The 13557-nt window shown below is 45.6% G+C and carries 10 protein-coding genes; 1 reads left to right on the top strand and 9 read right to left on the bottom strand.

The genetic code is table 11. From position 1 onward, the window contains the following. Window positions 1-29 precede the first annotated feature (29 nt). The 9 genes from GON05_RS30460 to uidA form a co-directional block, all read right to left on the bottom strand. Window positions 30-1388 carry an ABC transporter substrate-binding protein gene (locus GON05_RS30460; protein ID WP_181646353.1) on the bottom strand — a complete coding sequence of 453 codons (1359 nt, stop codon included), beginning with the start codon at window positions 1386-1388 and terminating at the stop codon, window positions 30-32. A gap of 133 nt (window positions 1389-1521) precedes the next feature. Then, window positions 1522-2298, bottom strand: a complete 777-nt coding sequence (locus GON05_RS30455; RefSeq protein ID WP_157324606.1) for a response regulator transcription factor — start codon at window positions 2296-2298, stop codon at window positions 1522-1524. A gap of 16 nt (window positions 2299-2314) precedes the next feature. After that, complete coding sequence (locus tag GON05_RS30450) at window positions 2315-3643, bottom strand: ABC transporter substrate-binding protein (protein ID WP_246239603.1); 1329 nt, start codon at window positions 3641-3643, stop codon at window positions 2315-2317. Between the two features lie 9 nt (window positions 3644-3652). Continuing rightward, window positions 3653-5455, bottom strand: coding sequence for a sensor histidine kinase (locus GON05_RS39960; RefSeq protein WP_157324602.1), 1803 nt, complete (start codon window positions 5453-5455; stop codon window positions 3653-3655). A 158-nt stretch (window positions 5456-5613) separates the two neighbouring features. After that, window positions 5614-6480: an AraC family transcriptional regulator gene (locus GON05_RS30440; RefSeq protein ID WP_397369801.1), complete on the bottom strand. Its 867-nt coding sequence runs from the start codon at window positions 6478-6480 to the stop codon at window positions 5614-5616. Window positions 6481-6672: 192 nt separating this feature from the next. After that, window positions 6673-7872, bottom strand: coding sequence for an MFS transporter (locus GON05_RS30435; RefSeq protein WP_181646352.1), 1200 nt, complete (start codon window positions 7870-7872; stop codon window positions 6673-6675). A 1-nt stretch (window position 7873) separates the two neighbouring features. Beyond that, window positions 7874-8356: a DUF6530 family protein gene (locus GON05_RS30430; RefSeq protein ID WP_157324598.1), complete on the bottom strand. Its 483-nt coding sequence runs from the start codon at window positions 8354-8356 to the stop codon at window positions 7874-7876. Window positions 8357-8876: 520 nt separating this feature from the next. Further along, complete coding sequence (locus tag GON05_RS30425) at window positions 8877-10289, bottom strand: MFS transporter (protein WP_157324596.1); 1413 nt, start codon at window positions 10287-10289, stop codon at window positions 8877-8879. 37 nt (window positions 10290-10326) lie between these two features. After that, window positions 10327-12132: a beta-glucuronidase gene (gene uidA / locus GON05_RS30420; protein ID WP_157324594.1), complete on the bottom strand. Its 1806-nt coding sequence runs from the start codon at window positions 12130-12132 to the stop codon at window positions 10327-10329. A 135-nt stretch (window positions 12133-12267) separates the two neighbouring features. Here uidA and GON05_RS30415 point away from each other — a divergent pair, with 135 nt between their 5' ends. Next, window positions 12268-13488, top strand: a complete 1221-nt coding sequence (locus GON05_RS30415) for an AraC family transcriptional regulator (RefSeq protein ID WP_157324592.1) — start codon at window positions 12268-12270, stop codon at window positions 13486-13488. Window positions 13489-13557 lie beyond the last annotated feature (69 nt).

Raw genomic sequence — 13557 nt, 5'->3', positions numbered from 1 at the left:
CAACATCTGGCCCTGACGATTTTTCAAACCTATTTCTTCATGCCATTGGCAGTTTGTGCTTGTTTCAGCGCTTTTGCCGCTTGCTCTACATCACCTTGCGTTACAAAGATATTAATTGCTTGGTTCGCTTGTGTCGTAAAGCCTTCAGGCGCTGCCGAGCCGTGAGCCATACTTGGCGTCAGCTTGCTCTTTTTAAAATCTTCGATTGTCGTTTTGCCATAGATGTCGTATTTGGAAACGTCCGCATCCACCCTTGCCGGAATGGACCCCTTCAACGGGTTAAACACATCTTGACCTTCTACCGAGCCAAGAACCTTCAGGAACTCTTTAGCTGTCGCTTGGTCTTTGGAATCCTTCGGCAAAGCAAACGTATCCGTTACGACCATGAAGCTGCCGTCCGTATTCGGGGAAGCCACCCATCCAAAATCCTCATTTACTTTCAGTTTCAAATCCGTTGTGAAATATCCTTTTGCCCAATCTCCCATGTTGTTCATTGCCGCTTCACCATTGGCCACCAACTGGGCGGCATCCTGCCAGTTACGTGCAGCATGATCTTTATTTGTATAAGAAAGCATCTTTTTAAAAGTTTCGAGTGATTTTTTCACTTTTGCATCGTCGAATGGAATTTCACCGGTCCATAATTTTTTGTAATCGTCAGCGCCAAATTCGCCGAGCAAGACATTTTCGAACAACATGGTCGCTGTCCATGGTTCTTTATCACCCAGTGCCAGAGGCGTAATGCCCTTCGCTTTCAACGCATCAGCTACTTTAACGAATTCATCGAAATTCGTAGGCGCTTTCAAACCATTCTGGTCAAAAATTTTCCTGTTATAGAAAATGACGTTCCCCCGATGAATATTAACCGGTACCGAGTAGATATTGCCGTCCTTGCTAACCATCTCAATCAGGTCTTTCGGAAACTTATCCTTCCAACCTTCCTTGTCATATAGGTCATTCAATGGGCTGACTTTACCAGCTGCCACCCAGCCTGTATTCAGCTCTGCCCCACCATGAACTTGGAAGGCCGAAGGCGGGTCTCCGCCTTGCATGCGGCTGGCGAGAACAGCTTTGGCATTGGTTCCGGCACCGCCGGCAACAGCCGCATTAATGACTTCAATGTCCGGATATTTATTTTTGAACAGTTTAATAAGTCCTTGAAGGCCCGCTTCTTCACCGGCACCCGTCCACCAGCTGAAGATTTCCACTTGTTTCTTGCCAGCAGCCGGAGCCGGCGTAGCTGGCGCTGCCGATGCGGCAGGCGTGTTTGCGGCCGCAGCCGGAGTTGGAGCCGGACTGTTCGTCGCCTCGTTGGTAGTGGTGCCGCATGCCGTAAGAAGCGAACCCGTTAATGTTACAGTCGAAAGAATCAAAGATAATTTACGTTTCACAGTACTTCCCCTTTCAGATCGCTTTTGTATGAAACCGCTTTACAAAATTATCTTACTCAATTGGGGAAATTCTTTTAATGAGGTAAATCTATCTTTTATTCCGTTATTTTGCACAAAACGCAATCCCTGTTAGTTAAGCATGCTTTGACCTATAATCCCCGGGCGACATGCCCTTTTGCTTTTGGAACCATTCGCTGAAATAACGGGGGTTGGGGTAACCGACAGACTCTCCAATCTGATAAATCTTGAGGTTGCTGGTGCCAAGAAGCTCACAGGCTTTCTCAATGCGCAGCATCGATAAATAATCGCTGAACGATTTGCCCGTTTCTTGGCGGAACAACCTGCTTAAATAGTTCGAAGTCACAAACAATTCGTCCGCAATCTGATTCAGATGCAGATCCTCTGTGAACCTGGCGCTCATCATTTGAAGCGCTTTCTTAATCAAGTAGGAGCTGGGCTCCTCAGCAACCTTTTGCTCCTGTTTATCAGGGGCTGCTGCCTCGTTGGCGCACAGCATCTTTGCTTTCTGCAAAGCCACCTCGATCTCTTCCACATCCGAAGGTTTAAGCAGATAATCTACAGCTCCTAAGCGAAGCGCTTCTTGAGCGTATTTAAAATCACCATACCCGCTCAGGAAAATCACCTTAGTGCTCGACAGCAAACGACTTTCTTTTTCCAATTCGCGCAATCTGGCAACTAATTCAAGCCCCGTCATATTGGGCATGCGAATATCCGACAACAGAATATCGACGGGATGCTCCTCCATATATCGGATAGCTTCAACCCCGTCTTGAAAGACTTGAACCAGTTCGATGCCGAGCACTTCCCAATTGATATGTTCGCTTAAGCCTTCCCGAATCCAGGTTTCGTCATCAATAATGACGGCACGGCAACCGGTCGTCGTAGTCATCGAGTCATCCTCCGTCCTATTTCAATTTTCCGTTCATTTTCATTGAGAGCTGGCGTAATTCATTCGCTGCATCTTTAAAAGATATTTCCGGCTTGGCAAAAGATGTAATGATTTTGGCCAAAGCCCTTTCTTCAATTTCCACCATTGCCGGATAATAACTGATAGATGGCTCAATTTTGGCCATATCCATACTCTTTAAAATTAAGGCAAAGTCCGGTCTCGTCTCTTCAAAAGAGGGATCGGCCAGAATGGAGCGTCTTGCCGGAATCCCCCCCTGCTGCGCATAAATCATTCCCCCGCGTTTCCCGGTTGCATATTCAAGAAATTTCCACGCGTCCACAGCGTTTCTGGAACTTGCATTAATGGCAAGCGTCCAACCATGCTGAAATGGGACACGCTTAATATGGCCAAACTGATCTTTGGTGCCTGGAATTAGCGCGATTTTGATAGCATCTTTATTGGGGTCGCTGTTTTGCTTGATCATTGGATACGCCGCATTCCAGTATGGCGCAGCCATAGCGATTTCCCCTGCGATTAAAGCATCACGAGTTCTGGTGAAATCCCAGCTTAGCAAATCCTGCGGGACCACTTTCTCCTGAACCAGTTTCTCCAAATATTTGCCCGCTTGAACCGATTCCTCCCGATCCAGCAAGACGTTCCCGTCTTCCTCATTCAGCACGTCGCCTCCATACGACCACAACAGGGATGCGAAGATCTTGGATCTTTCTTCCGGCACAACAGCGGGCATCGCAAGCCCCCATCTCGTAGGAGAAGTGGCGTTTTTACTTCTGGTATACGTTTGGGCTAACTCGAATAATTCGTCCCAGGTTTCCGGTGGATGAGGAATTAAGTCGCTTCGATAATACAAAAAGTGCGTGCTAATATCTGTCGGCAATGCATAAGTCGTATCTTGATATTGGTAAGTGGCCAAAAAATCGCTCACATCAAACGACTGGATATCCGTCAAATTTTTATCATTCATGAAGGAATCTAACGGAAGAATGGCATGCACGGCCGCAAATTGGGCAATAGAAGTGTTCGGAATCGAGACAATATCGAATGACTCTGTCCCAGCCAGCAGCTGCGTGCCGACAGAAGTGAAATAGACATCTCTTCCCAATTCAATATACTCCACCTGGATCCCCGTATCCGCTTCAAACGTCTGGGAGATTTGACGCATCGCCGTCGATTCCGTACCGGTACGAATCAACACTTTTATCTTTTTGGGGCTCGCTAATGCTTTAGGAGAATCCACGGTCACCCGATCCAATAAGAGCAAGCTGCTTAACGCCCAGACGAGAAGCAAAACGAACGAAACCAACATCAATCGATTGAAATGCAGCATTTTCAAATGTTATGCCCCCTCTTGATCCTCTTGCAACGCAGCCAATCGATAAGGGATTGTAACCGTTACCAACGCACCTTGATCCTCACCTGCCGCTACCTCAATGCCATACTCCGTCCCGAAAGCCGTCTGAATTCTCTGCTGCACATTTCGCAGTCCCACATGGTTGTTTGAAGTTGCATTTTGCAGCAAAAGACGGACATGTTCCAGATCGACCTGCCTACCCGTATTCGAAATGACGATCAGAACATTATCTTCGCTTCGAAATGCTTTGATCATCACTTTTCCGCCATCCTGACTCTTGGATATCCCATGTTCTAAAGCGTTTTCAATTAGTGGTTGCAAAATAAGTGGCATCACATTGACATAAGCAACTTCGGGTTCCAGCTCAATTTCATAGTACAGCTTGTCTCTATAGCGGAAGGATTGAATTTGCAAATAGTTCTCCACATGCTCAAGTTCTTTCCCCAGTGTTGTCCATTCCTGACCGGCATTAAGGGTGAACCGAAAAAACCTCCCCAAAGCCGTTACCAGCTTGCTGATGGATTCCGCTTTATGCTTCTTGGCCATCCAATAAATCATATCCAGCGTATTATATAAAAAATGAGGATGGATCTGCATTTGCAGCGCTTGAAGAAGCGCCTCGCGTTTTTCCTTCTGCTGCTTTTCATTTTCATGAATGAGCCTTTGAATACGGTCCATCAACCGATTAAAGCTGAATTGCAAGATGCTGATCTCTTGAATGGGTCCTTGCGTATCCCGTACATGAAGATTGTCTTTCGCCGCAAATGCCATTAACCTGGCAAGATTAATAACCGGCTTCGAAATAGCGGTAGCCAAAAGAAACGAGACAATTACGGCGACAAGCGCGCCAATGGCCGACATCATTAACAAATACCGCAATATTTTTTGATTGGGGCCGATTAATTCATTGATGGGGACGACCGCCGTCATCTTCCATCCGCTAATTTGGGAGGTATCGAAGGCGAGCAGCCATTTGCCATCAACAATCTGCAGCCCTTGGCCTTGAGCGGGCAAGGCTTGAATGGCTTGGCTTATTTTATTATTTTGAGACAGCTGGGGGTCCTGTTGATAAATCACATCGCCGGAAGCATCCGTGACTAATAATGAGCCTGTTGAACCAATTTGAACGTTTCGCAAATGCTCGCTTATAAAACGATCGTTAAATTGCACAAATAAATAACCGCGAAGCTTTGCCGTATTACTGTCAATGAGACGCCGAGCAGCCGTTACGGACGCGCGAACCGGTGTTTCGAAACCGTCTTTTAGACGGTAAATCGACCTTTTATCGCTGAACCAATTCATCTTTAAGGGCTGACGCTCAATCTGATCCATAACAAACTGAATATTGACGCGATCAACTTGCTCATACGTGTAAAATAAATTTTCTGTCGAAAGAACCTCATGTCCAGCCGTTATAAAATAGATGGCACGAATATGCTCAAGCCTGCCACGAAACAGGTTGGAATAGACCATATTTTTAAATTTCTGATTGGCTTCGAACAGTGGATAGGAGGAGTCTAAGGGGCCGTTTAAAAAATCAAGCGACTGTTCATACAACAAAGTCCAAGTGAGCCGATCAATCTCGGAAAGATTGGCATCCAAAGCACGCTGAGTTTGCCCAACGGTCTGCAGCAAATACTGACTAACCTGCTTTTGAAACAATTCATTTTCCTTTTTGTAGGTAATATACGTGATAACGACTAGCGGAAGAATCATGAGCAGTAGAAAAACGGACAGCAAGATCGTGCGAATAGAGATTAGTTTGCTGACATTATTGAAAGCGCTCACCCTTTCCACCGATTAAATACACGAATAATCTATCACGTTCCATTTGAAATGTTTGTCGAAATAAGCGAAAGATCACATAAAATAATAATAAATTGTTGCAAAAAAAGAGAAGATGCTCCGGAAGCACCATCTCTACATGATTGTTTATGAAGTTTCACTTATTTTTTCGAAACAGGAATCCAGATTTCACTTCGAAAGTTAGGGGATGTTACGTCTTTGCTTTCATTCCATAAGATTTCCGGACCATCCACTTGTTCGTAGCTTGACGATGGAAACCACTCGGAATAGATGCGGCCCCATACCTGTTGCAGCGTTTCCGGGAAAGGACCCACAGCCTCAAATACGGCCCACGAAGAGGCGGGAACTTCAAGTGCAGCCAGATGATCTGGGCACTTTTTCGTGGTAGCCGCTCCTATATAATGGTCGAGCTCCCCTTTCTCTTCCATCCTCCCTTCTGAAAAGTTGGCTGACCCGCTAATGAGCCCGCTTGGCGTCACATTCGAAAGCGATTTAAGTTCTTGAATGAGCTCTGCGTTTAAGCTTCCCCACATCGCGGCGATCTCTGGATTTACTCCCTCAAAAATAATCGGTACCCTTTTCTTCAGTCCCACGATGCGAAATGCTTCTTTCTCTTCAATCCGGTAGTTCATGACATCTCCTCCTTTAATGGTGAGCTGGAAGGTCAGTCTTGGGTAAGCTTTTAACGTTTGCCCTGTCTCTCTTGCCTCGGTTGGCGTTATCCCATGTATGCTTTGAAAAGCTCTGGTAAAAGAATCCGGTGAATTATAGCCGTATTTGACCGCCAAATCAATAATCTTGATTGCGCTATGGTTCAGCTCAAATGCAGCAAGCGTAAGCCTTCTACGACGTATATATTCCGATAACGAGACACCGGCCAGGAACGAGAACATTCTTTTAAAATGAAACTCCGAACACATCGCTATTCTGGCTGTTTCTTTGAAATCAATCTCTTCCGTCAAATTTTGTTCGATATAAGCCAAAGCACCATTCATGTTTTCAAGCATCTCCAAGCTCACCTCCCTCGCTTATCTATACAATAACAATTGTACAAAGACAGCATCCGACTTTTCGTGCATAATCTTGTAGGGTTCTTGGTTAAAAGAAGAAGAAGAACAAGAACAACAACAACAAGGACAAGAAGAAGAGACTGTCTTGAGGTTTTTTAACCTGTGGACAGCCTCTTGTTGTCATGATAATCAAAAACTTTGCACCCGCGCTTGCTTTTCCTTCATAATCGGCATCAACAGCCATGCTCCAACCAGGAGCAAACAGCCGCTGAGTACATAGACCGAAAGCAGTGAGGACATATCTTTTAAATATCCTGAAATCGACATGCCCACCACCATCATGCCCATAAAAATGGGGGTTATCGCCCCTCCGACCCTACCCATATAAGCGGCTTCTGTATTTTTCATGATAAGAGTTTGAATGCCGACTTGAATGCAAGGGTAAAATAACCCGCTGAGCGCTTGGAGCGCAAAGGACAGCAGCAATATCTTCGATGCTCCGACTGCAATGGTACATATGGCGCTGACCAGCAAGCCCACTGCAAGCAAAACTTGCGGCTTCACTCTCTTGGCTACCGTCATGATGAAAGCTCCGCCAATCAGCATGGCCGCGCCGTTCGTCATTAGAAACCACTGCATAAATGATTTATCCTGATCTAAATTTTCAATCGTGATAAAGATCATTAGGGGCTGAATCATCCCCGCAGCAAGCCCTGAAGCGGCAAAAGTTGCACCCAGGGTTCGTAATGAACGGTTAGACCATACATAGCTGATTCCAGCTTTCATCTCGGACATAAAACTACCTGTATTATGCGCGTTCGTTTCCTCTGCGTCACGAGGCAAAAACGACAAGATGACGGCAGAGGTCAGGAAAAATAAAAAGGTCAACAAAAGGGAAACCTGAATACCGAACTGCATGAAAATAAAAACACCAATGATCGGACCGACAATGGTAAAAATGCCGATTAACGATTGCGATAAAGCCATGACACTTTGCAGTTTGTCAGCGGCAACGTGTTTCTTATAGAGCTTCATCGCGGAGGGTTGCGAAAATTGAGATAAACTCGCTGAGATCAGTGTTCCAATTAATAGCGCATACCATTCACCCATCACTAGAGCGAGCAACACGACTAACACGGAAATAGCTGATAAAAAGTCACTCCAAACCATTGTGCGCTTAGGTTTCCAGCGGTCCGCGAACGTCCCTCCGATGATGGCGAATAAAAATATCGGAGCAAATTCAACGACGGAAATAAGTGAAACAAACTTAGGATCATTATTTGTTAGATCCGTCACATATAAAAGTACGGCAAAATTTCTTATCCATACGCCTAACTGCAGGAACACCCGCGACAGGATAATCGTTCGCACATATCGATTCGTAAACACGTTAATACCCCATATCTTTTAAAATTCTAGACAGCATACGCAGACGTTCGCCATTGAGCTCATCATCTTCGCTAAGTGCTTGGCTGAATAGTTTAATATCTTCGTTAATTCGATCGTTATCCGTACAGACGGCCACGGTCATTGCATCTCCTTGCAAGCCTATACGGTCAATCACCGGATTCTCGGGATCGTATAAGTTCTTATTTCGGTACGCCTCTTCACGGAAATACAGCATGCTTCTTGTTACAAGAATGGCAAGATCAAGAACGCGGTGCAGCGGCAGCTCTTCCGATTGCCTTGACCACTTCTCCCCTGTGTATCTCCAGACCTTGGCCGAAATGTCGACCTTCCCTCTGTCGTTCCATTGTGCCAGTCCCAGCGAAAGTCCTTTCGCGTCGGACGTATCGGCGTATCTGCCGTCTACTTGCTCATAATTTTCGGAAACAATGACAGGCTTATGTTTTAAAGATGTTGGTATTTTCATTTGGTTAGCTCCTTTGATTGGGTTTGATGAATTATCAATTTAGTAATTTAGTAATTTAGTAAATTAGTAATTAAGTAATTTAGTAAACCACTAACCCGATTCTATCTTGATGTTTCGGATAAGTCAACACTATTCCTGCTTAGCCATCTTCCATGTCGGTAGCACCTAGCAAGTGTGCCGCTACGAGCAGGCTGGCATAACGGCGGGAAGGCCGGGCCGAGGCTGAGACTCGGCTGTGGGAACTACAAGGCGCTATTTCTGCGAAATAGGCCGATTTTGCGACGAAGGGGAACTGCGGGGCCTTATTTCTATGGATTGGGCGGATTTTCCGCCAAATTCTTAGAAATAAAGCCCTGGAGTTCCCCGTAAAGCTCTGCAACAGCCCTGAGGGCTCAAATAGCACCCTCAGGGTCCACTATCCGCCGCCGCACGCAGCCCAGCAAGTCAGCGGCAAGAGCTGGCAAACCAAAAAACCTGATCTGCAAACAGATCAGGTTCATCACTTCCAAAATCCTTACTCTCAGGCGCCCCCTAGTCGCTTTTCGTTCAAATGACTCGCCAACTGACTCGTCCGCCGTTTATTCAGCGGATATAAAAATACAATGATCAGAAAAATGACCAGATAGACGATGCCTGGTACTAAAGTGGCTAACGTGTAGATGCCATCTAACGCTTCTTTGGTCTGAACGGATCGAGCCGCATCATAGCCAACCGAACCGATAGCCACGCCGCCGATCCCGCCTGCAAGCGCTTGCCCGACCTTGCGGGCAAAGGAATACACGGAATACACCGTACCATCCTCCCGCACGCCGGTCACATACTCCTGATAATCAATTACATCGGTGACGAATGCCCATACGACTAAGTTGAAAAACGCAAAGCCGAACATACCAATAGCGGAAATAAGCACGAATTGCCAAGCTGTCAAATACGGCAAGAAATAGAGCGTAAGGTAGACAACGGAGGAAAGCAGCATACCTGCTGCGGCTATTTCCTTTTTACCAAACTTGTGTACCAATGATTTCACGAAAGGAATCGCGATAAATACCGCAGCTGTCTGAATTAATCCAGCCATACTCAACATCGAAGCGCTTCCAAAATAATTTTTAAACAAATACACATTCACTGCGCCTACCAGCATCGAAAGCATCATAAACGTGAGCGATGCAATCAGAATAGAGATCAGCGGTCTATTTTTTAACATGCCTTTTAAAGTTGTTCCTAGATGGACCTTATTCTTCTGCGCTTCCGGTATCCTAATCCGTTCCGTTGATAGTTTGTAACAAGCCATGTAGCAGGCAATCGACAATATGCCAAAAATAATAGCGGCCAGCATGAACCTGTTGGAATCTGCTTTATTGTTAACAAACAGGATCAACGGCCCGATCACATTGATAATTAAACTCGCGAGCATAGCCCCCATCGTCCTGAATGTCGATAATGTCGTGCGCTCCACCGAATCGCTCGTAATCACAGACGCCATGGAACCGTATGGAATATTAACCGTGCTGTACAGCGTTCCCCAAATCAGATAAGTGACAAAGGCATAGGCCATGTAGAACCCGTCGGACATCCCCGGGATTTTCACGAACATTAGAATACCGGATATGACGAGCGGAAAAGACATTCGGAAGATCCAAGGCCGAAATTTGCCTTGAACCCCCGCTTTTCTAGTGTCGATGAAACGCCCCCACACGACATCTGCAACAGCGTCCCAAAGTCTAGCAATGACAAAGACAAGGCCGATCGTCGCCGCATGAATTTTGAAAATATCCGTATAATAAACCATCAGGAACGAGCTCACGAGGATAAAAAAGAAATCATTCCCGAAGTCGCCGAACAAGTACCCCAGCTTATCTCGCATCCCAAAAGGACGGCTTGCCTTGATATTGCCCGTTGTTTCAGACACATTGTGAATAACCAAATTACTCATCGTATCCCCCCGCTACATGTGTAACTCAGATCAGATCCTATTTCTTAGATTTCTTATAACCGAAGTCTGGAATAGCCAGCCATCTTTTGCGAAGCTCATGTGCCGCATATTTTGGCTTCCGATCCCTTGTGAAAATGCCCTTTTTGTTTCCTTGAACCCGTATAACGCCTTGAGATGTGTTAAAATCCGCAAAATTCCAAACCTGCTCGCCAACAAAGGTGCTGAATTCATCAAATACTTCGTGATTCGCCCGCAGGTACTCGACCTGGAATTCTTCGGTAAACATCACAGGGTCTACATCATGCAAGCCGGCAATCGTGTCCGCCCCATACTCGGTCATGATAATTGGCTTACCCGGGCAGCGTTTGCCCCAGCCATCCAGTTCCTCGCGCAGCTTGATTTTGGCTGCTTCCATATCGCCGCTTTGCACATACCAGCCGTAGTACCTATTCAGTGCAAGCACATCAACAAGCTCTGCCACTTTGCACGTTTCAGGCGTTGACTTCAGGTGTGTGACAATGGTCACAGGTCTTTTTTGCGGATCAAGTTCCTTGGCAAGCTCGACGAGCGGCTTGAAGTAAGCATCCGCTCCTTCTTCTTCTGAAGCCGGCTCGTTGGCAATAGACCACATCACGACACAAGCGTGATTTTTGTCACGCGCAATGAGTTCCCGAATGACATCCTGATGATGCTCTTGCGTTCGAAGCTCCTCCCAAGTTTTCCGCTTCGCCCCGCCTCCGAACATCGCCATGAAATTCAAATGCAGCCCGACAGCAGGCGTCTCGTCAATGACAACAAGACCTTCAAGATCGGCCAGCCTCATTAACTCCTCTGAATAAGGATAGTGAGCTGTACGGAATGAGTTGGCACCGATCCATTTCATCAAGCGGAAATCGAGAACATTCGCCGCTTCGTTAAATCCTCTTCCATGAATCGCCGAATCCTCATGTTTCCCGAACCCTTTAAAATAAAAAGGTTTATCATTAATCAGGAATTTCCCGTCTTTAACTTCAACGGTTCGTACACCAAATGGCTGTTCGTAAACATCTACAAGCTGTCCATTATCGCTAATCTCAACTTTAAGCGTATACAAATAAGCATTCAAAGGTTCCCATAGCTTCACCTCTTCGATCTCGATCATCCCCTGAAGTCCGCTGCTTTCTCCCACAACAAGGCCAGACTGATCAACAACCGTTGCCTTGACTTGTCCTTTTCCCGCTATCTCGATCTCATACTGAACAAGTCCTTTATGCTGGTTCAAATTGGTTAAAATAGTCACATCTTTCACATACACATGTGGTGTCGTATAAATCTTCACCGGTCTATGGATGCCGGCATAATTGAAAAAGTCAAAATTCGGGCTGTTTTTCGCAACAAGGCCACGACCCGGAACTTCCTGCTCACTGTAGATTCCTACCGGCAGCGTCGTCTCATCCACGATATTGTTCACGGCGACTGTCAACCGATTATGGCCTGTAGTTAAAAAGGAATTAATTTCCGCTTCAAACGGTGTAAATCCCCCCTTATGCTCCATAACCGCTTCCCCATTCACATAAACGACAGCTCGATGAGTAGCCGAACCAAACCGCAAGACAATACGCTCCGACATTAGCAAATTCAAAACCGTGAAATCCCGCTCATACCAGACCCAGCCAACGTGGTTTCGAATATCCGCCGTAACGCCTACATCGTTGAAGGAGGACGGCACTGACATCGAGATGGTCTCAGTAAGCGCTGAAGCGAACCATTTCTCTTGAAAGCCCTTTCCAAAATCTAATTTAAAATTCCAAATCCCACTAAGATCTATGATTCCCCGTGACTCTGATACGATTGGATATAACATAATACCCGCTCCTTTTTATTCTCATTTGCAAACTCAACAATTAAGATTATACTAAGTTAACCGACATTCTAAGTAGGACGAGAAATGCATTTAAGGGATTATTTTAACGTCCTTGTATATAGTAAGGAGATTCTTATGAGCGAGTTGCAACTTCATCTATCCGCAATTAGCACCACATTGTTTCACTTAACGGACATTAACACCGTCGTTCTGACGAGCAGCGGAACTGTTTTGTTAAATCATGAGCACGATAGTATCCCTGAATTTCTAAATAGCTGGCAGAAGGAAGATATCGCGTTCCTTGCCGCGGAAGCTCAAATCTCTCCTGTACAATGCTGCAAATACACGAATATATGGGGGGTTACCTACTTAGCCAAAGCTTTTCACTTACATGAGGAACGTACCAAAATCATGGTTACGGGGCCTTTTTTGCTGCAGGTTCCAGACGTCAATAAACTGTACTCGAAGTTCAAGCTGGATCAAGGAAAGCGAATTGAATTAGAAGGTTTTTACAGAGGAATGAAATTAATCAGCGCCGCGAGGGTCCAAAGCATGGCCAATGTGTTCGAGCAAATCGAAGGCATTTCGCAAACGGATATTCGAGAGCTGGAACTCCAAACGGAACCTGTTCGGTCCCCCCGTCAGAGCAAAATCGAACTTATGCTGCAGCAGCCTGATGAGGCCTTTATCGACCTGATTGAATTGCGTTATCAAATTGAGCAGGAAATGATGCAAGCCGTCCAGCATGGGGATCATGAAACTTTGCAAAAAGTGCGCTCCAAAATGAAAAACCTGTATGACTTCTCCGAAAGGTTTCCAAACCAACCGGTAAGAGCTTTAAGAAATGCGCTTATTATTTTAAATACTTTGCTACGTATCGCTGCCAAAAATGCAAATGTTCAGCCCTTTTTCTTGCATCAAATTTCAGAGAAATTTGCAAAGCAAATCGAAAGGACCGAAACGATCGATTTTCTCAATAAAGTAATGACGCTCATGTTCGACGAATATTGCCGTCTCGTGCGCCAGCATGCGGTAAAGGGCTATTCCCCGCTCGTTCAAAAGGTCGTTCAATTTATTTCCCTGCATTATAATAAACCATTAAGCTTAGAGGAGCTTTCACAGGAGTGCCACGCACATCCAGCCCATATTTCAAGGCAATTCAAAAAAGAGACAGGAATGACCTTGACCGACTTCCAGCAGAAACAGCGGATTGAGGAAGCAAAACCGTTGCTGCGTAATGGCGATTTAGCCATCAAATGGATTGCCGAATCCATTGGTTTCGATGATGCCGGCTACTTCACACGTATTTTCAAGAAACTCGAGGGCATGACGCCAACGCAATTTCAAAAGAGTTAAATGAAGCGTCCTTCGTCTGCTTTACATTGGAATATGGACAAGTTAAATGATACAATATGGGAATAATAT

Origin of the sequence: Paenibacillus anseongensis, assembly GCF_009757995.1 — a bacterium.
Lineage (GTDB): Bacteria > Bacillota > Bacilli > Paenibacillales > NBRC-103111 > Paenibacillus_E > Paenibacillus_E chondroitinus.
This window is presented reverse-complemented; position numbering and strand designations above follow the sequence as displayed.